This is a genomic window from Streptomyces sp. NPDC057950, from assembly GCF_042887295.1.
GTDB lineage: Bacteria > Actinomycetota > Actinomycetes > Streptomycetales > Streptomycetaceae > Streptomyces > Streptomyces kaempferi.
On record NZ_JBHVPP010000025.1, the window covers coordinates 1 to 25,590 of the forward strand.

Consider the following 25,590-nt stretch of genomic DNA (forward strand, 5'->3'; position numbering starts at 1 on the left):
CGTCTGGGTCGTCACCGGTGGACCGTGGAACGCACGATGTCCTGGCTTGCCGGATGCCGGCGACTGCACCGCCGCTACGAGCGCAAAGCCGAGCACTTTCTCGCCTTCACCAGCATCGCCTGCACCCTCATCTGCTACCGCAGACTCACCAAATGAGATGACTTCTAAGACGAGCTCTCGTGGCATCTCCCGGTGCGCGCGTCGCCCGTCGGCCTGAGAGGGACATCAAATCGAGTCCACTGCTCCTCAACCACAGCCATTGGTAGTAGAGTTACTGCCCGCTAGTCGGTATAGGCGGGTGCGTCGGCGCGGCACAAGCACGCTGTGGGGGAAAAGTGACCTTCTACTACGAGCAACTCGACCCAGAGCGTTTTCAACATTTGTGCCAAGCATTGATTGTGCGGGAATTCCCTGGAACCCAATGCTTCCCTGTGGGGCAGCGTGACGGAGGCCGCGACGCACTTCAGGTGCTTTCAGGCGACCCCACACGCAGTAGAGTTTTCCAAGTTAAGTACGTGCGAAATCCCTTCAGTATTACTGACGCTCATAAATGGGTCGTCGATACGATGAGGGGCGAACTTCCTAAGCTGCAATCCATGCTTACGGCCGAGTCGGAAATCGTAGAGTATCTTCTGATCACGAACGTGCCTGGGACTGCCTTTCCCGAGTTCGGGTCAATCGATACCCTTAATGCCCTGCTAGAAACAGAACTTGAAGTTCCCATCAGGGTGTGGTGGCGGGACGATCTGGATCGTCGATGCGAAAATTCGGCCGATATTCGTTGGGCATACCCCGACATGCTTCGCGGTACGGATGTCTTGCAGGCTTTGGCGGAAGCGGACGCCTCCGCCCTTCACGGCGTACGTCTCGACGCGCTACGTACTTTTGCTGTTGCGCAATACGAGGATGATAACGAAGTAAGATTCCAGCAAGTTGACCTGAGCAACGAAATTCTGAATCTTTTCGTCGACGTACCTGCAACGGTTCCTGAGTGGAGCGATCAGCCGAAGCGTCGTGGCCACAGTAACTCGCATCAGATTCGCTCAGCCGTTCATCGACTGTCACAACTCGTCCAACCTGTTGGTCATACGGTCCACCCTACTCAAAGGCATCAGGTAGAAGTCGGGGCAGCCACGCTTCTACTCGACGATGAGCTATCCCGATTGGCAAGTCTCGTCGTTCTAGAAGGTGGACCCGGCCAAGGTAAATCCACGCTGGGCCAGTATATTTGCCAGGTTCACCGTATGAAGATGCTGGGAATGCCTGAATTTGAGGGACTCCCGGACGTGCACAAGCCGAGTTCTGTACGGTTCCCAATCCGGGTTGATCTCAGAGAATACGCAACCTGGCTTGCCGGTAGAAATCCCTTCGGTCAGGCACGCGATGAGCGTCGGCCCCAACATCTCAATAAATCGCTAGAATCCTTCATTAGCTACCTAGTAAACGAGCGTTCCGGCGGGCGTAGCTTCACTCCAGACGATCTAGCTTTGACCGCAAGTTCGAGCGCGCTCCTCCTTGTCCTTGATGGCCTCGATGAGGTCGCGGAAGTCTCTCTGAGGAATGAGGTCGTACGCGAGGTTACATCTGCCGCCCGCCGGCTCGGAGACTCCGCAGCAGCGCTGCAGATACTGGTTACGACCCGCCCATCAGCCCTGGCTGAAGTAAACGAATTTCCCCCGAAACTTTTCCACCGGTGGAGTCTTTCACGTTTGGGACGTCCGCTGATTGAGGAGTATGCCAGCAGGTGGGCAAGATCACGAAGGTTGAAGCCCAAGGAACTTGCCAACTTGCGCCGAGTGCTGAACGACAAGCTGGATCAGCCGCACATGCGAGATCTCGCTCGCAACCCCATGCAATTGGCAATTCTGCTTACGGTCATCCATACGCGGGGGAGCAGCCTGCCGGACAAGCGGACAGCCCTCTACGACATTTACGTTGAGCTCTTTCTTGCCCGCGAGGCCGAGAAGAGTGAAACCGTGAAGCTTAGGCAAGAACTTCTGATTGATGTCCATCGATACCTTGCCTGGGTCCTCCACAGCGAAGCTGAAACAGGCAGCACACTGGGCAAGATTGAATCCAGCAGGCTAAAGTCGGTTCTGCGTGACTACCTTGTTGCAGAACAACGTAACCCTGACCTAGTGGATGAGCTTTTCACTGGCCTTTCTCAGCGTGTTGTATTTCTTGTTGGCGCAGTTGAAGGATTGTTTCAGTTTGAAGTGCAACCTCTTAGGGAGTATTTCGCTGGACGGTACCTCTACGAAACAGCTCCCTACAGTCCTGTCGGTAGTCCCAGGAAAGGGACTAAGGATGAGCGCTTCGATGCGTTGGCGAGGAATACGCACTGGCTGAACGTGACTCGCTTCTACGCTGGTTGTTTCAGCAAGGGTGAGCTTCCATCTCTAGTGGACAGGCTCGAAGTACTGTGTGCGGATCCAGACCTAGGGCTTACTTCTCACCCGCGTACGCTCGCCGCAACTTTGGTTGCAGACTGGGTATTCAGTCAGAACCCCCGCAGTCTTCAAAAGACAGTCGGAATGATTCTTGACAAAAACGGCTACCGGGCCTTGCTCGGCGACGACATGTACTCTTTCGATTCCGAGTCTCTTCTCACGCTCCCGGAGGGATGCGGTCGCCATGAGTTGGTTCTTCGCTGCATCGATTTGCTGAAAGAAAGTCCGAAGCATGACGTGCAAACCGCGCTTGCACGTCTGGCCCAGAAGAATAGCACCCTCGCCGAGTTGACAACCCTGTGGAGAGATAATTTCGCGGATTTGCGAAACGAAGAAGAGAAAATGTCCTGGTTTTTGACGGGATATTACCTCGGAGTTTTGGCGAGCTCTTCGGAAGGTGACATCTCCGAAATTTTTAATTCTCAGGGGCCTGATCCGTTTGAGCCCGTGATTATCAAATTTATGATCATGGCGGGACATATTAACTACTACGCGCAGCGACCTGACCGCTTGGCAAGTTATATCGACGCCGTGCAGGAATCTCGGACGGGGTATACCCTGCCACGTAAGATCACGACCGATCTAGAGTTTTTCACTGCGGCGTATTCGGTCTCACATTTCCGCGGGGGTGCGCACAATGATCGAATGACCGTTGCTGACGGCCTAAAGCAGTACGGCGCCAGGTTCGCTACTGATGAGCCGACCCAAATTGCCGGTGATCTGCGTGTGAACCCTGTCGTGGAATCTTTTATGCGCCTGCTTTCCCAACCGCTCAATAAGGCGTTCCAACGCAATGGGGCATTTGAAAGCTTCATCGATGATTTGACGGATGAGATTCAGCCAGCGGAGGCCGTCTGGTGCATGGCGCTTTGCTTTGTGAGGGCATGTGGTCGCGAGTCTGTAATCAACGCTGAACCAGAGAATCTCTTCGCGGGTGAAGCGGGACTTATTCAGCGTCTACTCTTCGCTCGCAAGCAGGCTGGAAATGTCAACTGGTGGAGAGCCCAGTTGAGCGATATTACTGAATCGCAGAAGCCGATCTGGGTGTGCGCTGCGATTTCACTTTGCGGCCCTGCGACCGTTTCCCGGCTCTCTGCGGACATCGACGCAGCGTTGACCTCGGTCGATTATCCCACTTTCGAGCGTATCTATGAGATCGTCGGAACTGTGTTGCGCTGGGGCGCAGATCCTCGAAAGATTCGGTTTGACGATTTGGGGGAGTCTCTTAGTCCAAGGCTCGCAGCGTTGATTGCTTCGGTCGCGACCAATAGTGACCATGTTATCCTGTCAAATAAATATCTGGCAGATTACCAGGGGAATGAGTCGCCGGTACTGAACGCACTCTACTTCGCCGTATTGCATAGAATTCACGGCGCGATGATTGAATGGGCGGAAGTTTTGAGTTCATTGAAGAAAATCTATGGTTCTGCCGGTTTCGATCTAACGTACCATCCTGGCGTCTACCACATCTTCTCCGAAATGCCGATTGATATCGCTCGGACCGTTACCTCGCGGCAGGAGGAATATCCGCGCTTCCTTGTCATTGTGGCAGAATCGGTGGTCAAGCGTGATAACGCGAAAAAGGCTATTCCGCTTTCCAGGGTTGCAGCTGATGGCGAGTGGTTTTCCGAGCAATAGTGAAGTTGCACTGGTCTATACAGTGCGACCTGTGTCGGCGTCAGCCGCCAGGACGAGCGACAACATCAGCGGGCAGCAGCCGTCCAATGAATCCTTCGGCGCACAACCGCTCATAGGCAGCCACGATTGTGTCTGAGACATCCTGTTCGATGGCCAGACCCCAGCCAGGAAACACGAGCACGCGTTGCAGGGCGCCCACGATCATGTCGATCACCATGCGAGCATCCCCGATGGAGTCGGCGTACTCCTCCAAACTCATCGGCGTGGACGCGCACACCACCTCGACCTCGGCCCAGAGCTTCCGCATCATGGCGTACGAGCGCCGCTCTTCATACGGCTTGCTCACGAGCAGGACTGCCGAGACCTCGACACCGGCCTCTGCCAGCAGTGATTTCGTGAACTCAATGTTCTCGCCGGTGTTCGTCGCGCGTGGCTCCACGAATACGGCGGAATCAGGGACCCCGAGCTGCAGTGCCCGCTCCCGATAGTGGACTGCCTCTCCACGCGGCATACGTGACCGGGTCGTGGGGCTGGTGGCCCCGGTGAACACGATGACCGGCGCCATGCCTTGGCGAAACAGGCCCGCGGTTACGTCAGCCACCCCTAGATCGTGACTGCCCAGACCGACAGCCACCGAACAGGGCCGCGGATCGTGGTGCATGCGGTGGTAGTCCCACAGAAGCCGTGCATCCGCCCATGTCTGCGCCGAGATCATTCCTGGCCCTTCCTGTCTTTTGCCGCCGAGTCCGGAACCTTGAAGTCGTACTCCCAGGCGAAGCGAGACGCCGAATGGACGCCCACTGCGAACTCGACCGCCGTGCCATCTGCGGTGTACGCGGTCCGGTGAAGCTCGACTACAGACTCACCGGCGGGGAGTTGCAGGAGCTGCACCTCGTCCGCGGTAGGGACTCGGGCAAACAAGGCTTCTCTCATGTGGTCGATCTCGTACCCGGCGTCATAGAGAACCCGGTACCCGCCGCCACGGCCGGCAGGGCCAGGGGTGGGGTCAACGATGCGTGTGCCCTCAACGTGCTCTGGCCTGTAGTAGCTAGTCAGGGTGTGAGTCGGCTGCGTTCCCTCCTTCACGAGGCGGGCGCGCGCGTACACCTCAGAGCCGACTGAGACGCCTAGCCCTTCCGCCACAAGACTGTTCGCCGCTACACGGCTTACGGTCTGCGTTTGCTCGTCGCGCTTATAGGCCCGTCCCGAAGCAACTCGGTCAGCGATGAACGCCACCTCGTCCCCGTCACGCCACTTCGCCTTGTCGTAGCGGGCGATACCAAGCCGCTTAAGGGGCGTTCGCGGACGCACCACGGTGCCGTGGCCGCGTGTAGACGTCACCAGGCCCTCGGCCTCCAGAGCCCTATAGGCCTGGTGAACGGTGGCCTTCGAGCCTTCGCCTGCGTCGACCAACTCCCTGATCTGGGGCAGCTGGGCGCCCGGTGCGTACTCACCGTTCTTGATCTGCTCCGCGAGCCTGTCCGCCAGGTCGCGCCACTTCGGTGCCACGCAGAACTCCTCTCGACGCGGACCAGTGAACCACAGTCCTAGGACTGTTGACAGTCCTAGGACTACGTGTCACTGTCATCTCAAGCCGCTCGCAGTCCTAGGACAGCGAGTTGGCGGCTCTTCTTTGAGCTGCCAACGGGCCGTGCCGGTTCGGGATTGCTCGCCTCAGCGTGGGCCCCTTGCTGGTCGTTCCTTGAGAACTCAACAGCGCGACGAATCGACGGGGAACCCCCGTCCCCGCGGCGGCCCGGGTGACGGCCGCTACCTCCCTCGCCTGCCCGGCCACCGCGGTTGTGCAAGCGAGGCGCCAGGGGCCGAGGCCGGAGCCGTCCGGCCAGGCCCGCTCCCATCAACACGTCAGGAGCCCTCGCATGAAGCGCACCTACCGCTTCACCGCCACTGTCACGGACCTGAAGACCGGTGAGCGGGAGCAGGTCAGTGACACTGCGCACTTCGATCACGTGGTCAGTCGGGCCGACGCCCGGACCGCGATCGGCAACGAGCTGAGCTGGCAGAAGCGCCCCGGCGCTCAGATCACCATCACCGACTGACACCCACCCGCAACGGCGCGCCCCCGGAGCTGGAACTCCGGGGGCGCTGTCGGGCCGTACATCTTCTAGGGAGACCACGACCCAATGAACAACATCGTCACTGTTCAGGAAGCTGTTACCGCGTTCGCCGACTGGAACGAGCCGACGGATGCGGATTTGGATGCGATCGAGCGGGAGATGCCGCTGATCCTGGCGGACGTCGACCTGATCGACGCGCAGATCATCGCCATGGACCACACCCCGAACGACGTCGACACCCGCCGCGTGCGGCGTGCACTCGCCCGGGTCCTCACGGAGTACCGCGTCCTCGCCAACCGCACCACCGAGGAAGCCGCCGGCGGTGCGGCGTGAGGGCCAAGACAGCCCTTCCCGCCGTCGCGATGACGGCCGTGTCCATGGTCCTCACCCTCGGCGTGGTCATGATGTGGCTCGGTAGGGCGATGCCGTGGCCCGTCGCTCTGGTCGTCGGTCTGGGTATCGACGGGGGATGGCTGGCCACCCTCGCCTACGAACGCCGCCTCGCCGCGCAGGGCGACCACAGCCGCGCGGTGACCGCGGTCGGCTGGTCGTTCGGCCTGGTCGCCACCGGTGTCCTGGTCGCTCACGCGCTCACCGCGGAAGCGGACACCGGCGCGTGGCTGGCCGTGGCCTGGCTGCCCATCGCGGCGAAGGCCCTGTGGCTGGTGCACGGCATGTGGGAGCGCACCGCCCTCACCCCGCGCGCCCTCGACATGATCTGTGGCGTTCAGCAGGAAGCCCGGGACGAAGCGGCCGTGGCCCGTGCCCGGCTGCGGGCGGAAGCGGGCACCGAGGAGACCCGGCTGACGGCCGTGACGGAAGCCGGCGCCCGCGTCGCACGCGTCCAGGCCAAAACCGCACAGACCCTCTCCCGCGCGTGGTCGACGCTGGAGTCGGCGCGCAACGGTGAGGACACCGGCAGGGCGCTCACCAGCGTGACGCACCGCGTCACACCCAACGTCACACCCCGATGGGAACTGCCCGTCTGGGGTCCCATCGAGCCGCTGGTGCCTGCGCTGGAGACCGCGCCCGCGCTCAGTGACGCGGCCCTCGACACGCTCGTTGACGAGATCCGCCACAGCGAGACGCCCGCCCTGTCCTACCGGGAGATGGCCGTACGGTTCCGCGCGGCCGGCCACTCCGCATCCGAGGTCCGCCTCCGGGCCGCATGGAAGCGGGTCGCCTGATGTCCGCCGCGTGGGGCAAGTGCTTCGACCCGTCCGGGGCCCGCTACGGGATACCCACCTACCCGTGGCGCCTGGCCCCGGACGGGCTCGCCACCCGCCGGCAGTTACGGGCCCGCGGTCTGCGGCCCGGCGGGCAGGAGATCGCCGCGCAGGTCATGCGCGTCAACCGCCGGCAGGGCGGCGTGCGCGTCTCCTACCTCTACCGCCTCGACCTGGCCAAGCCGGTCCGGCCGATGACGTCACGGAAGTGGGGCGCGCTCGCCCTGGCGATGCTCGCCCGCCGCACCTGCCCCAACTGCCGGATCACCTACAGCTACTGCCTGCCGACATCGCTCGGCATGTGCGTCCTGTGCGCCTTCCCCGAAACGTCCGCCGCCGTAAGGAGTGCCTGATCATGGGCAACGCCGACACCCGCCGCCTTGACCGCGAGATCCAGAAAGCAACCCGAAAGCTCGAAGCGGTCCGACGCGGCGAGACCTGGCCGCTCACCAGCTCCGAGCGCCGCGTCGTGCTCAGCGCCCTCGCCGGCGGCACCTACCGCATCGCCCGCGGCAAGAGCCCCGCCCGCGCCGAACGGCGGCTGGAGTTCGTCTCCACCGCTGCGGAGACGCGGCTGAACGCCGAACTGACCGCCCTGCACGGCGAACGCCAGCGGCTCATCACCGAGGCCGCCCGCGCCAAGGCCGCCAAGAAGTCCTCCGGCTGGTGGTGACGCGCCCGCACCATCCCGCTGCCGCACCACTCCGCACTGATTTCTCCCCCTTCAACTTCACCCCGGCATGGGGCAGTCAGGAGTGCTTTCCCGATGAGTGAGAACGTCGTTCCCCTGCACAAGAACACCCCGCCGGCTCCCGAGCCGGCGACCGTGACCACGCTGACCGTGGTCCCCGAACCGGCCCCCGCCGCGCCCGTTCCGCTGTGGGTGCGCTCCGGACGCGCCGTGAAGACCGCGGTCACGCACGAGACGACGAAGACGACCGCCCGCGCGATCGCCCGGCACACGCTGTACGTCGCGGGCGGGGCGAAGATCGCGGCGAAGCGGACGTGGGACGGCCGTACCGCGTCCCGCTACGAGCGGATGTTCCGTGCGGCGGAAGCCGCGGGGAACTACGAGGTGGCCGCGGAGTGGGAGGAGCGCGGGCAGCAGTTCCGAGCGGCCCGCCACGGCCGCCGCATGGACCTCCTGCACTCGCCCGTGGACGCGGCCAAGGGCATAGCGGTCGGGACCGGTGTGGGCATCGGCGGTCTGGTCGCGCTCGGGATCGTGATGGCGATCGCTACGAAGGACGTCACGCACGTCGTCACCCCTTTGATGGCCGTCATGGAGTTCATCAACCTGATGATCACCATCGTTCAGGTCGTGTGGGGACCCGCGATCACGATCGGCCCGTTCCTCGCCCTGCTCGCCCTGTGGGCGGTCGGCAGCAAGCAGCAAGCGGCCCCCGCGTGGGCCCTGCCCGCGAACGTCCGCAACGGAGAGGGCGAGCCGATCACCCCGTCCATCGTCGTCAAGGCCCTGCGCGACCTCGGGGTGCCCGCGCTGCGGAACGCCATCAAGGAGATGGGTGACGCCGGCGCGTCGATGCTCGGGCCGATCCGGATCGCCGGATGCGGTGTCGAGGTGGACGTCACGCTGCCGTCGGGGGTGTCCACGATCGAGGTGCAGAACCGGCGCCGGAAGCTCGCTGAGAACCTGTCCCGGCACGAGCACGAGGTGTTCATCGTCATCCCGCAGGCGGCCCGCACGGTCCGGCTGTGGGTGGCCGACTCCGGGGCCCTGGATGAGCCGATCGGCCCGTCCCCGCTGGTCACCGACGAGACGATGACTGCCGACTACGCCAAGGGCCGCGCCCCGTGGGGTCAGGACCTGCGCGGGGATGCTGCCGCGCTCTCCCTGTATCAGCGCCACCTGTTGATCACGGGTCTGTCGAATCAGGGCAAGACCGTGGCCCTGCGCTCCCTCGCGTTGTGGCTCTCGCTCGACAAGTCTGTGCAGTTCCTCATGGGCGACCTCAAGGGCATCGGCGACTGGGCTATGTTCGACGGCCTCGCCCTCACCCTGATCCAGGGGCCGACCGATGAGCACGTGATCGAGGTGACCGAGATGGTCGAAGGCGCCGTGTCCGAGATGAACCGGCGCCTGATGGCCCCGCCCGGAGCCCAGTTCCCCGCCCTGATCGTGCTTGTCGATGAGGCACAGGTCGCGTTCATGTGCCCGCTCAAGGACGAAGACGGTCGCTTCTACGGCGGGTCCAAGGCCACGTCCCGGTACTTCATGGCCGTCCGCAAGATCCACAACCAGGGGCGGGCCGTCAACGTCCTGATGTGGCAGGGCACCCAGGACCCGACCGACCAGAACCTTCCCAAGCTGGTCCGCGAGGGCGCCCACACCCGCGCCTCCCTCGCCCTGGGCACCGAGTCCCAGGCCCGGATGGCGCTCGGGGACAAGGCCGTCGACGGCGGGGCCGCGCCGAACCTGCTCCGTCCCGGGCTGGATCAGGGAACGCTGGTCGTGGCGTCGTCCGGCATCGACATCCCCAAGGGCCAGTCCTCGCTGACCGTGCGCACGCACTACGTCGACGACGACGCGGCCAAGGCCATCACCGACCGCGCCAAGGCCCTGCGCGACGGAGTCACCACCCTCACCACCACCAACCGCAGCGAGAAGCGCGACCCGCTCGCCGACATCGCCAGCGTCCTCGGGGACGCACCGCGGGTCCGGACCAAGGACGTGCTGGCCCGCCTCGCCGCGTTGAGCGCGGACGCGTACGGCGGCTGGTCGTTCATCGACCTCAAGCGCGTCCTGGACGATGCCGGCGCGGAGCCGCACAAGTCCGACGGGGTCATGGTCGTCAGCCGTGACCGCGTCCTGCGCTCGCTCGCCAACCGCGACACCGGCGGTTCCGCTTCCGCCGAAGGATGACAGGGAGCCGGGCCCGCCCCGGGCAGGGAGACAGGGAGAACTCCCTGAACCCCTCCCTGACCCGCCTCCCTGCCCCTGAGCTGCACAAATGATCGCTCAGGGAGTCAGGGAGGCTCGCAGGTCAGACCCCCGAAACACTCCTCCACAGCCACCCCGCAAGGGGGTGGTCCCGCCTCCCTGCACCGCATCGCGAAGGGATTCCGCATGTACCCCAAACACGCCCCCCACGGCCGGTACGAGACCGCCGTGGACGTCCACCGGCCCACCCCGCTCGCCCCCGCCGCCGCGATTCCGGCGCCTCTCATTCCCGTGCAGCCGGGGGCCGTTCCGAGCGTGGCGAGTGTCGTCCTGCCGGACGGCCGCGTCGTCACCGGCTACGCCATCAACCCCATGCAGCCGGAACCGGTAGCCGCCAAGTCGGCCGTGTCCCGCGCCGCCGTGAACGTCGCGCTCGGGGGCGTCGGGTTCCTCGCGGTGTGCGGCGGGCTGCTGCTCCTGACGACGTTCATCGCCGCACTCACCGCCCTCATCACCCAGCTCATCATCCTGGCCGCTGTGATCTTCGGCGGATGGATCGCCGTACAGATCTTCTCCGCGTCCGGCTCGAAGGGCGGGACCACGGTCAACATCCGCAAGGCCGTGATCAAGCGGAACCGCTTCTACAGCTAGCTGCGCCAAGGGCGGCCCCCTCGTCCCGCCAAAGTCGCGGGGCCGCCCTTGTCTCCAGTCCTCAACAGACCTGTGGAGGTCACCCAGCATGACGCAACCCACCGACATCCGGCGAGAGCGCGCCTTACGGCCGCGCCTGCTGGACACGTTCTGCCGCCAGGGCGGAGCAGGCAAGGGCTACGGCGACGTCGGATTCGACGTCACCGGCGTCGACATCGACCCGCAGCCGCTCTACCCCCACCCGTTCGTACAGGCGGATGCGGTCGGCTTCATCCGCGAGCACGGAGCCGAGTTCGACTTCATCCACGCCTCCCCGCCCTGCCAACTGGACAGCGACTGCCAGCGGCTGCACGGCAACACCCACCCGGACCTCATCGACCCGACCCGCGCCGCCCTGGAAGCGACCGGACGCCCGTGGGTAATCGAGAACGTACGCGGCGCCCTGCCCAAGCTCCGGCAGCCCGTGATGCTCTGCGGGGCGATGTTCGGCCTGGAGACCTACCGGCACCGGTACTTCGAGACCGGGGGAGGCTTCACCCTCACCCAGCCCGGCCACTACGAACACACAGTGCCTCAGGCGAAGATGGGCCGCCCCGTCCCGCCCGGCCACCACGGACAGTTCGTCGGCAACTTCTCAGGCGTCCCCCTCGCCCGCCGCGTCATGAACGTCCCCTGGATGACCCGCGAGTGCATCCCGCCCGCCTACGCCGAACACATCGGCCGCGCCGCCCTGCGCCTGCTCACCCCCACCCTGGGGGTGGCCGCGTGAATGAGCATCTGCTGAACGCGGCACTGACTGCGGCTGAGCGTGGCTGGCGCGTCTTCCCCCTTCGTCCGGGCACGAAGCGGCCCGCCCTGCACGGGGAGGCTTCCTGCCCGAACACCGGCCTGTGCGCGGCCGGGCATCGGAAGTGGGAGCAGCGCGCCACCACCGACCCCGACCGCATCCGCGCCACCTGGTCCCGCGGGCCGTTCAACGTCGGTATCGCCACCGGGCCCTCCGGGCTGCTGGTGGTCGACCTGGACGTGCCCAAGGACGACAGCAACAAGGGCGCGCCTGGCGGCGCGGCGACCTTCGGGGCGCTCTGCGAGCGCACCGGCCATGCCGTCCCCGACACCTACCGGACGCGGACCGCGAGCGGCGGAAGCCACCTGTACTTCACCGCGCCTGCGGGGGTGCGGCTGGCCAACACGGCAGGAACCATCGCCTCGTTAGTCGACACCCGGGCGTGGGGCGGCTACGTCGTCGCCGCGGGCAGCATCACCCCCACCGGACCCTACGAAGCCGTCAGCGGCCCTGTGGTGGCCCCGGTGCCCGTCTGGCTGCTGAGCATACTCAAACCGGCCCCCAGGGCCGTACAGTCGCCCTCGGGGGCCGTAGCGGGGCAATCCTGTCGATACGCGGATGTAGCGCTTGCCAACGAGACGCGGAACGTCGTCGGGGCCCAACACGGCTCCCGCGAGGCCCGGTTGTTCCGGGCCGCACGCGCGTTGGGGCGGTTCGTCGCGTGGGGCGACCTCCCCCGGCACGTGGTGGAGCAGGCTCTTCAGGGAGCGGGCGAGGCGACGGGACTGTCCGCGTCCGAGTGCCGCTCCACCCTCCGCAGCGCCCTGGACTGGTCCATCGCCCACAACCAGCGCAGCCGGCGGACGGCATGAGCACCCGCCGGCATCCCCCTCTGAAGAGCATCACCACCACCCCGGACGGCCCGCACGCCGCTCCACAGCCTGTGGAGGGTCCGGCCGCGGGCGACCCGAAGGGCGTCGCCGAAGGCGTCCCCATTGCTGTTCGTCCTGACGCGCACGCGGACGACGGGCGCCGCCCTGCGGCGTGGCTGCACATCGTCGCGCCGCCGTCCTGGGGTGTCACCCCGTCCGCCCGATCCGGGTGCGCCTGCGGCTACGAGCGTCAGGCCATCGGCCGTGCCGACGTCCTGCAACTGATCGCCGCTCATGGCGAGCACCGCGCCACATGTCCGCTGTTGAACCCTGTTTCGGAAGGCAGGGCCGCTGCATGACGACCAACGACGCAGGCCCGGATCTGTGGGAAGGGTTCGAGCACATCGAACCCGAGCAGATCACCGGTCCCGTTTGGGACGAACCCGTACCCCTCCGGGCACGCCGGCCGCTTCCGGACTTCCCCGTGGACGTCCTTCCTGCCTGGTTGGAAGGCATGGTGCGCGGTGTCGCTGAGGAGACCCAGACCCCGTCGGACCTAGCCGGATGCCTGGCCCTAGCGGTCCTTGCCACCGCCGCTGGCGGACGGGTCAAGGTGTGCGTGCGCGGTCACTGGCGTGAGCCCGTGAACATCTACACCGCCATCGCCCTGCCTCCCGGCAACCGCAAGTCCGCCGTCTTCGACCTCATGGTCAAGCCGCTTCTCGATGCGGAGAAGGCCCTGATCGAACTGTCCGGACCCGTGCGGGCGGAAGCCGAGACCCTGGCGAGGCTGGCCAAGTCCGCAGCTGAGAAGGCCGCCGGCAAGGCTGCGAGTGCGGAGCCCGAACACCGCGACACCCTGACCGCCGAAGCCGTCCAACTGGCGCAGAACGCTGACAACATGCGGATTCCTGCTGAACCGCAGCTCGTCGCGGACGACGTCACCCCGGAGAACGTCGGGACGCTCCTGGACGAGCAGGGCGGCCGCATTTCCTGCCTGAGCGCCGAGGGGGAGCTGTTCGATATCATCGCCGGCCGCTACACGGGCAAGCCCAACATGGGCATGTTCCTCAAGGGCCACGCGGGCGACATGCTCCGGGTCAACCGGCAGGGCCGCAGTGCTCAGCACGTTGACTCCCCGGCGGTCACGATCGGCCTGGCCGTGCAGCCCGAAGTTCTGGACGCGCTCAGCCGCATCGACGGAGCAGACGGCCGCGGGCTCCTCGCCCGGTTCCTCTACTCCAAGCCCCTTTCGCTGGTTGGCTTCCGCAGCCTGACCCCCGCCCTGTTGGACGAGCAGGTCGCCACCACCTACGCCAAGCATCTGGCGGGTCTGACGCTCGCCCTGGCGGACTGGACCGATCCCGCCCTCATCCAGCTCACCCCCGAGGCCGACGCGGTCCTGCTGGCCTTCCAGAAGGTCACTGAGTCGCGTCTCGGTCCGGACGGGAGTTTCGCGCCGATCGTGAAATGGGCGTCCAAGCGAGACGGGGCCGTGGCCCGCATCGCCGGGCTCCTACACCTCGCCGCCCACCCCGAGGACGGATGGCACAAGCCCATCGAGGCGTCCACCATGGCCGCCGCTACTGAACTGGGGGACTACTTCACCGCGCACGCCCTGGACGTATTCACAGTCATGAGCGCCGGCCCCGCCCACGAACCCGCCGTGACTGTCCTCGCCCAGCTCGTCTCCAGCAACCCCGCGCAGTTCACCAAGCGGGAGCTGTATCGGTCGCTGCGCCCGGCCGATTTCCCCGAGATCGGCGACGTGGATCCCGCGCTGACACTGCTCGAAGAACACGGCTGGATCCGCCAGCTCCCGCCCCCGCCTCGTTCCAGCAAGGGCGGCCGACCGCCATCGCCCCGGTACGAGACCCACCCGCGCATCGCACGCGGAGCCTGACAGAACCCCCAGACCGCTGACAGAACTGACACAACCCCCCGAGTAAACCTGTGACCTGCACAAACGGCCATGATCGCGGTTCTGACAGAACTGAGTTAAAACCTGACAGAACTCCCGGCGGTCCGCCGGGCGTCCTGTGACAGAACCTCCCCCGACGAGGTTCTGTCAGGTTTTAACTCAGTTCTGTCAGAGATCCAGAAATCGATAAAATCGCAGGTCAACGGGTTGCCGAGGAGGTTCTGTCAGTTCTGTCAGCGGATCCCGCTTCCTCGTGAGGAGTCACCGCTACATGAGCACCGCTCCGCGACTCGAACCCCCGGCACTTCCCCCTGTCTACCTTCCGAGCGACATCGCCAAGGCCCTCCACTGCTCCGAGTGGTGGGTGAAGGAGCAGGCTCGTCGGGGACGCATCCCCTTCACCAAGCCCGCGGGGAGCTACCGGTTCACGGCCGAGCACTTCGCCGAGATCATGCGCATCTTCGAGAGCCGCCCGGCCGAGAGCCACGACGCTCCTGCCCCAGTACAACGAGCCCCACGGCGCAGGGCGGCCGCATCCGCGGCATCCGTCACGTCCCTGAAGGCCAGGACGCCGCGCAGGGCGCGAGGCGTCCAACCGCAGTCAAGCGCAGCCTGATTCCGTGTGCCGCTCGGTCTTCCGACCGGGCGGCACGCCCGTTCATAGGAGAACAAGGTGGGTTATGCCGAGAGTCTCGGCAGCTACTGGCGCGGCCGGTACAAGCTCGCGCCGGGCAAGTACGCCACTGTCCGCGACGCCGATGGCGATGCCATCCGCTTCCGGACCAAGGCTGCGGCAAAGAAGGCGGCCGACGCCGAAGAGGCGAAGCTGTTGGCCGGAACGAAGAAGGCACCTCGTGAACGGATCACCTTCGGTGAGTACGTGAACCGCTGGTATGCCGCACAGGACTTGGCAGCATCCACCATGCAGAACTACCGGCGGCACATCGAAGAGCATTTACTCCCCTCGTTCGAGGACGCCGCCGTTGCCGAGATCCTGAGCACCGACGTTGCCGCTTGGGAGAAGTACGAACGCGCCGTGCCCTATGCGGCATCCAGCGTCAAGACATGGCGGGCGACACTGCACCTGATCCTTGCCGACGCTGTCGATGAGGGACTGCGCGACTCCAATCCGGCAACCAAGCGCCGCGGACGAGGAAAGCGCGCCGGCCGCTCACGCAACCGTGGACCGGAGAAGGCAGTCACGACCGCAGTCGGCATCCTCTTGCTCGCCGAGAGAATGGCTCTTCTGTCGGGCCGCGACGACGAGTTCGCTGCTGGAATTCTCAAGGGCTACACCGGCATGCGCTGGGGCGAAATCGTTGGCCTTGAGCCCGAGTTCATCCGGCCGAAGAGCATCCGCGTGGAGTGGCAGCTCTACGAACTCGACACTGGCGAACTGCACCGCTGCCCGCCCAAGGACGACTCCTACCGCGACATCGACACTCCGGATTTCCTCGCCTCGTTGCTTGCCGGGCACATCGCCCGGACGAGATCGAAGCCTTGTGAGTGTCACGGACTGGCATACGTCTTCCGCGGGCATGGAACCGCCAACGGGTCCGTAAGTCGCCCTGGGGCGAAGCTAGTCGACGTGGCGCGCCGCTCTGGAGTATCGACCGGCACCGTCTCCAACGTCCTCAACCGTCCGGATGCCGTGGCGGAGTCGACTCGCCTGAAGGTGCTGGAAGCTGTCAGCGCTCTCGGATACGTCCGCAACGCGGCATCGGGGGAGTTGGCTGCCCACTGGCGGCGCTCCGGTTTCGCCACGTGGCTCTTCCGGCCGGCCGCGACAGGACGGTACCCGGGGCGGGGCAGTCAGGAAGAGCGGCCGGTGCCCGTCGTTGCCGAGCCTTGGCCCGGCATCCCGGCCCGCGGGCGAGGAGCCGCCAAGCGGGCTGAGGCGTGCTGGGTGCCGATCGCCCCGGGGCTCACCCCGCACGGGTTGCGCCACACGCACAAGACCCTGATGAGGGAAGTCGGGACCCCGCCAAAGCTCATGGACGAACGCATGGGCCATGAGGACGGCTCCGTCCAGTCGCGCTACGACCACATCACGCCGGGGATGCGGCAGACGCTGATGACCGCCCTCACCGGGATGTGGGAGGAAGCGTTGGACGCGCGCCGGACGATGAGTCTCGGCTCGCCCGTTGCTGCCCTGGACGCGTTGCTGAAGACTCGCTAGCGGGCGCCGATCCGGAGGTAGATTCCAAGATCTTCTCCAGGATTTCTCCAGAGAGCCCCTGGAGAACGAGGCAGGCCCGGTGCTGAGTAATCAGCACCGGGCCTGACCTGCGATTTAGCTGTCGGGGTGGCGGGATTTGAACCCACGACCTCTTCGTCCCGAACGAAGCGCGCTGCCAAGCTGCGCTACACCCCGATTGTCACTGCTTCTCGCGGCGACGTCGTTTACTTTAGCCCACCGGTGGCCGGAGACGAAATCCGGTTTTCGGGGCGTCGGCCGCCGTGGCGCAGTGGGTCGGGGCGGAGGTGGTCCAGGGCGACGACGAGGAGGGCGAGGGCGTAGAAGGCGACGCCGAGGATCGCGGTGTTTCCGAGGATGCCGACGTATCCGTGCCGGTCGACGTCCACGAAGGGGTAGAGGTAGCGCTCCGTGGTGCCCGGCGGCAGCATCGCGCCGCGGGTGAGGGAGAAGGCCAGGTAGACGAGGGGGTAGACGAGCCAGCCGGCCGCGTATCGCATCGCCAGTGGGGCCGGGCGGGTCAGCAGAAGCCAGTCGATCACCACGGCGACCGGTGTCACCGTGTACAGGATCAGGTTCGCGAGGGCCTGCCAGCCGTGGAGCGAGGCGGTCTCGCCGGTCATCGAGAAGCCGCCGGGACGGTTCGCCAGGTGCAGGTGGTAGACCAGGCCCGTGATCAGGATATACAGCAGCGTGCCGCCGGTGAGGGCCGCGGGCAGGGGGCGGCGGGCCATCCATGCCCGCCGGGCCGAGGCGGCGAGGACCACCGCCACCAGCAGGTTGCTCTGGGCGGCGAAGTAGCTCAGCACATGTGCCGGGCTACCCAGGTACAGGTCGATGGCGATGCCGGCCGCTGCCGTCATGGAGACCAGGAGGCGGAAGGCCGCTGCGAGCGGGCGGTGCACGGGGGACACCACCGCCGCCGACGGGACGCTGTACGGGGTCAGTGCGGCGATACCCGGGATCGGGGGGAGGTCGGGTATGTCCTTGGGGATCGGGGCGATCATGCGCCCACGTTAAGTGGGGTGGATGAATCGGGCCATTTGGGGCATCCGGTCGAGTTACGGGCCCGGTGTTGCCGCGTCGGCCTCGAGTGCCACCAGCGACGCGCGATGCGTCGCGGTCAGCGGTGCATGGTCAGGGGCTCAAGGGTCATGACCCACGCCTCATGACCCACGGCTCGTGACCCACGGCTCGTGATCCACGGCTCGTGATCCACGGCTCGTGATCCACGGCTCGTGAGCCGTGATCAGGGGATCAGAGGTCCGCCCTGGTCGGCGGAGGCCCGCTAGCGGCTCACCAGGGTCAGGAGTGACGCCTCGGGCGGGCACGCGAAACGTACTGGCGTGTAGCGGTTCGTGCCGCAGCCCGCCGAGACGTGCATGTACGACGTCCGTCCCTCCGCCGTATGCGTGGACAGGCCCTTAACGCGGTCCGTGTCCAGGTCGCAGTTGGTGACGAAGGCGCCGTAGAAGGGGAGACAGAGCTGGCCGCCGTGGGTGTGGCCGGCCAGGACCAGGGGGTAGCCGTCGGCCGTGAACGCGTCGAGCGTGCGCAGGTACGGAGCGTGGACCACGCCCAGGGAGAAGTCGGCCGACTCCGACGGGCCGCCGGCCACGCGTGCGTAGCGGTCCCGCTTGATGTGCGGGTCGTCGAGACCGGTCAGCTCGATCTCGGAGCCCTCTATCTTCAGGGTCCCCCGGGTGTTCGTCAGGTTCAGCCAGCCCGCCGTGTCGAAGCCGTCGCGCAGGTCCTCCCACGGGTTGTGGATGGCGTGAACGGCAGGCTTGTTGCCGTTCAGGCCGTGGCGGCCCTGGGTCTTCTCGAACAAGTACCGGGCCGGGTTGCGGAGTTTGGGGCCGTAGTAGTCGTTCGAGCCGAAGACGTACGCGCCGGGGAATTCCATCAAGGGGCCGAGGGCGTCCAGGACTTCGGGGACGCCCTCAGGGTCGGAGAGGTTGTCCCCGGTGTTGATGACGAAGTCGGGGCGCAGCCCGGCCAGGGAGCGCAGCCAGCGCTGCTTCTTGCGCTGCCCGCTCACCATGTGGATGTCGGAGACCTGGAGGAGGCGCAGTGGTCGCATGCCGGGTGGCAGGACCGGGACCGTGACCCGCCGGAGGCGGAACGAGCGGGCCTCGAATCCTGCCGCGTACAACAGTCCGGCGGCGCCCACCGCCGTGATTCCCAGGGGTACTCCGTATCGTGCGCGCATACGTCCATCGTGTCAGACCCCGGCGGCTTCGCGTCCCCGCCTGTGGACAACCTCGGCGCCGACAACCGGAGGCCGACAGTCCGCCCGGCGTCGGAGGGCCGCCCCGGAACGCCGTCCGGGACCGGCGCCGAAATCAGCGGGCGACCGCGCCACCACACCTGCGACAATCGTCGGCATGACCACGCTCAAGTCGAAGCTGCAGGAAGACCTCAACGCCGCCATCAAGGAGCGCGACGAGCTCCGCTCCGCCACGCTCCGGCTGACCCTCTCCGCGATCACCAAGGAGGAGGTCGCCGGCAAGACGAAGCGCGAGCTCTCCGACGACGAGGTACAGAAGGTGATCACCCGCGAGGCGAAGAAGCGCCGTGAGGCCGCGGACGCCTTCGCGCAGGGTGGCCGGCCCGAGTCGGCCGAGCGGGAGAAGGCGGAGGGCGAGATCCTCGCCACGTACCTGCCCAAGCAGCTCTCCGACGAGGAGCTCCAGCAGATCGTCGGGCAGGCCGTCGAGGAGGCCAGGGCGGCGGGCGCCGAGGGGCCGCGCGCCATGGGTCAGGTCATGAAGATCGTCAACCCCAAGGTCGCGGGCCTGGCCGAGGGCGGCCGGGTCGCCGCCGTGGTCAAGAAGCTGCTCGCCGGCTGAGGTCTCCGCGCCGAGAGCGACGTCGAAAGGGACGTCGAGAGCGACGCCCAGAGCGACGCCCAAGAGGGATGCCGAGAGGGACGCCACCGTGGTGGCGTCCCTCTTTCAGCGCGTCCTCTTCCGGGGATTCCTTCGCCAGGCCCCGGGGGGACCGGCGGGGGACTACCGGTGGTGGTGCCCTCCGGTGCCGTTCTGCCCCTGGATGAAGCCCTCGGGGATGGAGAAGGAAGGCGTCGGCAACTTGCCGCCGTTCCCGTTGCTGCCGTTGTTCCCGTCGACGGTGTTGCCCTGGTCGCCGCCGTCACGGCCGTCACCGCCGTCGTCGCCACCGTCACCGCCGTCACCGCCGTGGTCCGGCTCCGGATCGGGGATGTCGATCAGGTTGAAGGAGGGGGAGTCCTTGCCCGCGAGGGCGCCGGTCATGGCGTCCTTCCAGATCGGGCCCGGCACCTCGCCGCCGTAGACGAGCGCGTGGTAGACACCGCCGATGCTGATGCCCGACATCTTGACGTTCTGCTTGGGGCTGCCGACCCACACCGCGCCCGCCAGGTTCGGGGTGTAACCGACGAACCAGGCGTTGCGGCGCTCGTCCGTCGTACCCGTCTTACCGGCGTTGGCGCGGTCGGACAGACCGGCCTGCTGACCCGTACCGGAGTCGATCACACCGCTGAGCAGGGTGTTGACGGTGTCCGCGGTCGTCTCGGACATGGCCCGCGTGCAGGTCGACTTCGGTACTTCCAGCGACTTCTGCTTGCCGTCCACCTGCTGGGTGATCGACTCGATGGCGATCGGCGAGCAGTACATGCCCCGGGAGGCGAAGGTGGCGTACGCGCTCGCCATGGTCAGCGGGGAGATCCCCTTGGAACCGAGGGTGATCGCGGGGACCTCGGGCAGCTTGTCGCCGTTGCCCTGCACGACGTGCAGCTTGTCGGTCAGCTTCACCACGGGGCAGATGCCGATGTCCGAGATCATCTGCACGAAGTAGGTGTTGACCGACTTGGCCATCGCGGTCTTCAGCGGGTACGGGCCCTCCTCCGAGGTGCTCTCGTTCGTGAGCGTCTCGTTCCGCTGGTTGGTCCAGGGCTTGCTGCCGCACGTCTGGACGGGGCTGGGGTAGGACATCTTGTACGGCGAGTCGTACTCCTGCGTCGCCGGCCGGCCCTCCTCCAGCGCGGCCGCGGCCACGAACGGCTTGAAGGTCGAACCGGTCGGGAAGCCGAAGTTCGATCCGCCCATGTCACGGTCGACCGAGTAGTTGTACTCGGTCTCGTTCTTCCCGTAGCCGTACGGCCTCGACTGGCCCATGCCGACGATCTTGCCGGTCCCGGGCTGGACCAGCGTGGCCGCCGTGGCGACCGAGTCCGACTTGTTGACGTGGGACTTGATCGAGTCCTGTACCGCCTTCTGGGACTGCGGATCGAGCGTCGTACGGATGGTCAGGCCGCCCTGGTTCCAGAGCTTGGCCCGCTCCTCCTTGGTCTTGCCGAAGACCGGGTCGGTGAGGAACACGTTCTCCACGTACCGGCAGAAGAAGCTCGCGCCCTTGACCGCCGTGATGCAGCCGTTCTTCGGCTGGCTGACCTTCAGGTCCAGCTTGGCGTTCTGGGCCGCGTCGGCCTCCTGCGGGGAGATGTCGTGCACCTCGGCCATGCGCTGCAGGACGGTGTTGCGCCGCTTGATGGCCTCGGCCTCGTCGTTGACCGGGTCGTACCGGCTCGGCGACTGGACGATGCCCGCGAGCAGCGCCGACTGCTGGAGGTTCAGGTCCTTGGCGGGCTTGGAGAAGTAGCGCTGGGCGGCGGCCTCGACGCCGTATGCCTGCTCGCCGAAGAACGTGATGTTCAGGTAGTTCTCGAGGATCTTCTTCTTGCCGAGCTTCTCCTCGAGCTGGATCGCGTACTTGAGCTCGCGGATCTTGCGGCCGAGGGTCTGCTGGGTGGCCTGGGCGACCTTCGTCGGGTCGTCGCCGGCCTCTTCCACGAAGTAGTTCTTCACCAGCTGCTGGGTGAGCGTGGAGGCGCCCTGGGCCACTCCGCCGTTCTGCGCGTTCTGGTTCACGGCGCGCAGGATGCCCTTCAGGTCTACCGCTCCGTGCTGGTAGAAGCGGGAGTCCTCGATCGCGACGATCGCCTTCTGCATGTACGGCGAGATGCTCTTGAGGTCGACCACCGTGCGGTCGCGCGAGTAGACCGTGGCGATCTGACCGCCCTGGTTGTCCAGGATCGTGGTGCGCTGACTCAGCGCAGGGCTCTTCAAGTTGTCGGGAATCTCGTCGAAGCCCTGGACGGAACCCTTGGCCGCGAGGCCCAGCGCGCCCGCGGCGGGCAACGCGATTCCGGCCATGACTGCTCCGGCGAGCACGCTGACACCGAGGAACTTGGCGGCCTGCTGCGTGGGCGACAGCCCACCGCCCGAGAGCTTCTTTGGCATGAGGGCAGCCTACGTTCTCATTCGCCGGACACGCGTATATGCCTTGGCCTAAGCTGCTCTCAACTGTCACAGCAGTGCGGCCACGTATCAATACGTCCGGCGAACCCGAATCGTTCCGGAGGTTCCCCAATTTTTTGGGGAGGTCGTGTCCGAATCAGCCTCATGCGTCACCAGGCGTCCGTTGTGACTCAACTGAACTGTCCCGCTTCGTCGGGATACTCACGTATGTCCCCAGGTCACTCCCCCGGGTGATCTGCCGCTTACGCATAGTCCGTTCGGGCCATTCAAGATTGGGCCCGAAGGGGGTGTTGCGCTGTGCCCACCTTCCGTAACGTCCTCAACTGGCGGCGGTGAATATGCCGCTGCCGCCGTGGGGGAGCCTCGATTCGGGAGAGGACGGCGCCGGTATGGGCTGGGTAACCGACTGGAGTGCGCAGGCGGCCTGCCGCACTACCGATCCAGATGAACTGTTCGTTCAAGGAGCAGCGCAGAACAGGGCGAAGGCAGTGTGCACCGGATGTCCGGTACGCACGGAGTGCCTCGCCGATGCGCTCGACAACCGCGTCGAATTCGGCGTGTGGGGTGGCATGACGGAGCGGGAGCGTCGCGCACTGCTGCGCAGGCGGCCCACCGTCACCTCGTGGCGTCGCCTGCTGGAGACCGCGCGTACGGAGTACGAGCGCGGCGCGGGTCTGCTGCCCCTCGACGAGGAAGAGGTGTACGAGCGTTACGCGGCGGTGGGCTGAGGGGTTTCCCTCGGACCACGGCTCGCGGCCACTCGGGGCGCCCCTGCGTGGCGCCCAGGGCCCGTACGGCGTCCACGGGGTGCAGCTGACCCGTGAGCCGCACGGCAGCTCATGGGCCGGCATGGACCGGCAAGGACCGCACACGACATCAGGCGACATCAAAAGGTCACACGGGCCGCCGGGAGGCGGCCCCATGGATCCACCACCACGGCGGACCGGCAACGGGTGCGGACCCGTACGGGTGGTCGCGGCGCGGGCTCAGGCGCCGGACCCGGGCAGCTCCGGCCGATTGGCCGCGAGCCGTTCCCCGATGTTCCGCAACCCCGCGAGGTCGTGCACGTCGCCGGGCAGTGCGGCCACTTCGGCCACGGCCACCTCGGGGTGACGCGCGGCGAAGCGGTCACGGGTGCGCTGCTCGCGGGAGAGTAGCTGCATGCGCTCGGCATGCAGCCTCAGCAGATCTGCGGTGAACCGTTCGACGGTCCGGTCGGTGGCGGTCCGACCGGTGACGGTGCGGTCGGTGTCCGTGGCGGCGGGGGAGCCTTCGACGGAACCATCGGGAGCCTCGGGACCTGATGACGCGGAAGCGGAGGATTCTGAACTGCCGTACGTCTCGGGAGAGTTACGAAGTCCAGCTTTCCCGCCCTCCTGATCCACAATGCGGGCCGCGTCAAGATTTTCTGCAACTCCGGAGCCAAGATCTTCCGCGGTGTCGGGATCAAGCTCGTCGGCCGCCGCGCCGTCGAGGTTCTCCGCGGCCGCGAGTGCCCGTTCGGCGGACAGCTGGGCGGCGCCGCTGCCGTGCACCCGGTTGAGCACCAGGCCGGCGAACGGCATGTCCTCGGCGGCCAGCCGTTCGACGAAGTACGCGGCTTCCCGCAGCGCGTCCCGCTCCGGGGCCGCCACCACCAGGAACGCCGTGCCGGGCGCCTGGAGCAGCTTGTACGTGGCGTCCGCGCGCGTACGGAAGCCGCCGAACGTGGTGTCCATCGCCGCCACGAACGTCTGCATGTCCTTGAGGAGTTGTCCCCCCAGCAGCTTGCCCAGGGTGCCGGTCATCATCGACATCCCGACGTTCAGGAACTTCATCCCCGCGCGGCCGCCCAGCTTCGCCGGGGCGGTGAGAAGCCGGATGAGCCTGCCGTCCAGGAAGGAACCGAGCCGTTTCGGGGCGTCCAGGAAGTCCAGCGCGGAGCGGGACGGCGGTGTGTCGACGACGATCAGGTCCCACTCGTCCCGGGCCCTCAGCTGCCCGAGCTTCTCCATCGCCATGTACTCCTGCGTGCCCGCGAAGCCCGCGGAGAGCGATTGGTAGAAGGGGTTGCTCAGGATCGCGGCGGCCCGCTCGCCGTCCGCGTGCGCCTCGACGATCTCGTCGAAGGTGCGCTTCATGTCGAGCATCATGGCGTGCAGCTCGCCGCCCGCGGAGTCGTCGATGCCCTTCACCCGGCGGGGGATGTTGTCGAGCGAGTCGATGCCCATCGACTGGGCGAGCCGGCGTGCCGGATCGATCGTGAGAACGACCACCTTGCGGCCCCGCTCGGCCGCGCGCAGCCCCAGAGCAGCCGCCGTGGTCGTCTTGCCGACGCCGCCCGACCCGCAGCACACCACGATGCGGGTCCTGGGGTCGTCGAGCAGCGGATCGACGTCCAGGACGCGGGCCGAGCCGATTCCACGGACCGGATCGTGTTTCCGGCCCTGATCGTGGGTCCGGCCCTCGTCGTGGGTCCGGGCCGGGTCGGGCGTGTGGGCGGAGTCGCCGGTACCGGAGGAGTCGCCGGTACCGGAGGAGTCGCCGGTGCGGGCGGAGTCGTGGGCGCGGGCCTGGTCCGGACTCATGAGATCCCTTGCTGACGCAGTTCCTTGGCCAGTTGGTACAGGCCCGCCAGGTCCATTCCCTCGGCGAGCAACGGGAGCTCGTGCAGCGGCAGGCCCTGCTCCGTGAGGACGGCCCGCTGCTCGCGCTCCAGGGTGTGCCGTTCGGCGTACTCCTCGGCCTGCTCCAGGAGGGGGCCGACGAGCCGCTCGGCGTTCCCGCCGCGGCGGGCGCCGCCGAGCCCGGCGGCGGAGAGCGACTTGGCCACGGCACTGCGCGCCACCTCGCCCGTGAGCTCCAGGTCGGCGTCGTCGAGAAGGGCGGGCCGCACCATGTTCACGATGATCCGCCCGACCGGCAGCTTCGCCGTCCGCAGCTCGGCGATACCGTCCGCGGTCTCCTGGACGGGCATCTCCTCGAGCAGCGTCACCAAGTGCACCGCCGTCTCCGGAGACTTGAGGACGCGCATCACGGCCTGTGCCTGATTGTGTATCGGGCCGATCTTGGCGAGCCCCGCGACCTCGTTGTTGACGTTCAGGAACCGCGTGATCCGCCCGGTGGGCGGCGCGTCCATGACGACGTAGTCGTAGGCGAACCGCCCGCTCTTGTCCTTCCTGCGTACGGCTTCGCACGCCTTCCCGGTGAGGAGGACGTCTCGGACACCGGGCGCGATGGTGGTCGCGAAGTCGATGGCGCCGAGCTTCTTCAGGGCCCGTCCGGCGCTCCCCAGTTTGTAGAACATCTGGAGGTAGTCCAGAAGGGCCAGTTCGGGGTCTATGGCGAGGGCGTACACCTCCCCGCCCCCCGGAGCGACGGCGATCTTCCGCTCCTCGTAGGGCAGCGCTTCTGTCTCGAAGAGCTGCGCGATGCCCTGTCTGCCCTCGACCTCGACGAGGAGAGTGCGCTTGCCCTCTGTAGCGAGGGCGAGCGCGAGGGCCGCGGCTACCGTGGTCTTGCCGGTACCGCCCTTGCCGCTGACGACCTGGAGCCTGCTCACGTCTTCGAGCCTAACCAGTCCGCCGCC

At 66.4% G+C, this 25,590-nt stretch carries 24 protein-coding genes and 1 tRNA gene; 17 read left to right on the top strand and 8 right to left on the bottom strand.

What is annotated here, in order from left to right; genetic code table 11:
* The coding region (locus ACFVTC_RS34230; protein WP_390132516.1) for a transposase at window positions 1–156 on the top strand (156 nt) is incomplete at its 5' end.
* A 179-nt stretch (window positions 157–335) separates the two neighbouring features.
* Complete coding sequence (locus ACFVTC_RS34235) at window positions 336–4,088, top strand: NACHT domain-containing protein (RefSeq protein WP_390132364.1); 3,753 nt, start codon at window positions 336–338, stop codon at window positions 4,086–4,088.
* Between the two features lie 40 nt (window positions 4,089–4,128).
* Here the strand turns inward: ACFVTC_RS34235 and ACFVTC_RS34240 are convergent, their stop codons facing one another.
* Window positions 4,129–4,803: a YdcF family protein gene (locus tag ACFVTC_RS34240; protein WP_390132365.1), complete on the bottom strand. Its 675-nt coding sequence runs from the start codon at window positions 4,801–4,803 to the stop codon at window positions 4,129–4,131.
* Window positions 4,800–5,597, bottom strand: a complete 798-nt coding sequence (locus ACFVTC_RS34245) for a GntR family transcriptional regulator (RefSeq protein ID WP_390132366.1) — start codon at window positions 5,595–5,597, stop codon at window positions 4,800–4,802. The genes ACFVTC_RS34240 and ACFVTC_RS34245 overlap by 4 nt, the downstream gene beginning before the upstream one ends.
* Before the next feature lie 371 nt (window positions 5,598–5,968).
* Between ACFVTC_RS34245 and ACFVTC_RS34250 the strand changes: the two genes are divergently transcribed.
* The 13 genes from ACFVTC_RS34250 to ACFVTC_RS34310 all read left to right on the top strand — a co-directional run bounded on the left by ACFVTC_RS34250 (window position 5,969) and on the right by ACFVTC_RS34310 (window position 16,704).
* Window positions 5,969–6,148, top strand: coding sequence for a hypothetical protein (locus ACFVTC_RS34250; RefSeq protein ID WP_390132367.1), 180 nt, complete (start codon window positions 5,969–5,971; stop codon window positions 6,146–6,148).
* 84 nt (window positions 6,149–6,232) lie between these two features.
* On the top strand, window positions 6,233–6,499 hold the full coding sequence (locus ACFVTC_RS34255; protein ID WP_390132368.1) for a DUF6284 family protein: 267 nt from the start codon (window positions 6,233–6,235) through the stop codon (window positions 6,497–6,499).
* Window positions 6,496–7,353, top strand: a complete 858-nt coding sequence (locus ACFVTC_RS34260) for a protein spdB (protein ID WP_390132369.1) — start codon at window positions 6,496–6,498, stop codon at window positions 7,351–7,353. The genes ACFVTC_RS34255 and ACFVTC_RS34260 overlap by 4 nt, the downstream gene beginning before the upstream one ends.
* Window positions 7,353–7,745, top strand: coding sequence for an RRQRL motif-containing zinc-binding protein (locus ACFVTC_RS34265; protein WP_390132370.1), 393 nt, complete (start codon window positions 7,353–7,355; stop codon window positions 7,743–7,745). The genes ACFVTC_RS34260 and ACFVTC_RS34265 overlap by 1 nt, the downstream gene beginning before the upstream one ends.
* Window positions 7,746–7,747: 2 nt before the next feature.
* Complete coding sequence (locus ACFVTC_RS34270) at window positions 7,748–8,065, top strand: hypothetical protein (protein WP_390132371.1); 318 nt, start codon at window positions 7,748–7,750, stop codon at window positions 8,063–8,065.
* Between the two features lie 93 nt (window positions 8,066–8,158).
* On the top strand, window positions 8,159–10,276 hold the full coding sequence (locus tag ACFVTC_RS34275; RefSeq protein ID WP_390132372.1) for an ATP-binding protein: 2,118 nt from the start codon (window positions 8,159–8,161) through the stop codon (window positions 10,274–10,276).
* A gap of 204 nt (window positions 10,277–10,480) precedes the next feature.
* Window positions 10,481–10,945, top strand: a complete 465-nt coding sequence (locus tag ACFVTC_RS34280) for a hypothetical protein (RefSeq protein WP_390132373.1) — start codon at window positions 10,481–10,483, stop codon at window positions 10,943–10,945.
* 88 nt (window positions 10,946–11,033) lie between these two features.
* Window positions 11,034–11,714 carry an SAM-dependent methyltransferase gene (locus ACFVTC_RS34285; protein WP_390132374.1) on the top strand — a complete coding sequence of 227 codons (681 nt, stop codon included), beginning with the start codon at window positions 11,034–11,036 and terminating at the stop codon, window positions 11,712–11,714.
* On the top strand, window positions 11,711–12,604 hold the full coding sequence (locus ACFVTC_RS34290; protein ID WP_390132375.1) for a bifunctional DNA primase/polymerase: 894 nt from the start codon (window positions 11,711–11,713) through the stop codon (window positions 12,602–12,604). The genes ACFVTC_RS34285 and ACFVTC_RS34290 overlap by 4 nt, the downstream gene beginning before the upstream one ends.
* Window positions 12,601–12,963, top strand: coding sequence for a hypothetical protein (locus ACFVTC_RS34295; protein WP_390132376.1), 363 nt, complete (start codon window positions 12,601–12,603; stop codon window positions 12,961–12,963). The genes ACFVTC_RS34290 and ACFVTC_RS34295 overlap by 4 nt, the downstream gene beginning before the upstream one ends.
* Window positions 12,960–14,507 carry a YfjI family protein gene (locus ACFVTC_RS34300; protein WP_390132377.1) on the top strand — a complete coding sequence of 516 codons (1,548 nt, stop codon included), beginning with the start codon at window positions 12,960–12,962 and terminating at the stop codon, window positions 14,505–14,507. Before ACFVTC_RS34295 ends, ACFVTC_RS34300 begins: the two co-directional genes overlap by 4 nt.
* Before the next feature lie 289 nt (window positions 14,508–14,796).
* Window positions 14,797–15,141: a DNA-binding protein gene (locus ACFVTC_RS34305; RefSeq protein WP_390132378.1), complete on the top strand. Its 345-nt coding sequence runs from the start codon at window positions 14,797–14,799 to the stop codon at window positions 15,139–15,141.
* A gap of 57 nt (window positions 15,142–15,198) precedes the next feature.
* Window positions 15,199–16,704 (top strand): LacI family DNA-binding transcriptional regulator, encoded by a 1,506-nt coding sequence (locus tag ACFVTC_RS34310; RefSeq protein WP_390132379.1) that lies wholly within the window; start codon window positions 15,199–15,201, stop codon window positions 16,702–16,704.
* Between the two features lie 121 nt (window positions 16,705–16,825).
* Here the strand turns inward: ACFVTC_RS34310 and ACFVTC_RS34315 are convergent.
* The 3 genes from ACFVTC_RS34315 to ACFVTC_RS34325 all read right to left on the bottom strand — a co-directional run bounded on the left by ACFVTC_RS34315 (window position 16,826) and on the right by ACFVTC_RS34325 (window position 18,934).
* Window positions 16,826–16,899 (bottom strand) — tRNA-Pro (locus tag ACFVTC_RS34315).
* A 29-nt stretch (window positions 16,900–16,928) separates the two neighbouring features.
* On the bottom strand, window positions 16,929–17,729 hold the full coding sequence (locus ACFVTC_RS34320; protein WP_390132380.1) for a Pr6Pr family membrane protein: 801 nt from the start codon (window positions 17,727–17,729) through the stop codon (window positions 16,929–16,931).
* 281 nt (window positions 17,730–18,010) lie between these two features.
* The gene (locus ACFVTC_RS34325; protein ID WP_168529263.1) at window positions 18,011–18,934 is read right to left on the bottom strand and encodes a metallophosphoesterase; all 924 of its coding nucleotides are present in this window, start codon (window positions 18,932–18,934) and stop codon (window positions 18,011–18,013) included.
* 175 nt (window positions 18,935–19,109) lie between these two features.
* On the opposite strand from ACFVTC_RS34325, the gene ACFVTC_RS34330 reads away from it, so the two are divergent.
* Complete coding sequence (locus ACFVTC_RS34330; RefSeq protein WP_168529264.1) at window positions 19,110–19,574, top strand: GatB/YqeY domain-containing protein; 465 nt, start codon at window positions 19,110–19,112, stop codon at window positions 19,572–19,574.
* A 162-nt stretch (window positions 19,575–19,736) separates the two neighbouring features.
* Here ACFVTC_RS34330 and ACFVTC_RS34335 read toward each other — a convergent pair whose 3' ends face one another.
* Entirely contained in the window at window positions 19,737–22,004 is a 2,268-nt protein-coding gene (locus tag ACFVTC_RS34335; RefSeq protein ID WP_390132382.1) for a transglycosylase domain-containing protein, read from the bottom strand.
* A 407-nt stretch (window positions 22,005–22,411) separates the two neighbouring features.
* Between ACFVTC_RS34335 and wblA the strand changes: the two genes are divergently transcribed.
* Window positions 22,412–22,750, top strand: coding sequence for a transcriptional regulator WblA (gene wblA, locus ACFVTC_RS34340; protein WP_028799159.1), 339 nt, complete (start codon window positions 22,412–22,414; stop codon window positions 22,748–22,750).
* Window positions 22,751–23,008: 258 nt separating this feature from the next.
* Here wblA and ACFVTC_RS34345 read toward each other — a convergent pair whose 3' ends face one another.
* Together ACFVTC_RS34345 and ACFVTC_RS34350 are read right to left on the bottom strand one after the other, a co-directional pair.
* Window positions 23,009–24,589, bottom strand: coding sequence for an ArsA family ATPase (locus tag ACFVTC_RS34345; protein ID WP_390132383.1), 1,581 nt, complete (start codon window positions 24,587–24,589; stop codon window positions 23,009–23,011).
* Complete coding sequence (locus ACFVTC_RS34350; protein WP_390132384.1) at window positions 24,586–25,563, bottom strand: ArsA family ATPase; 978 nt, start codon at window positions 25,561–25,563, stop codon at window positions 24,586–24,588. The genes ACFVTC_RS34345 and ACFVTC_RS34350 overlap by 4 nt, the downstream gene beginning before the upstream one ends.
* Window positions 25,564–25,590 lie beyond the last annotated feature (27 nt).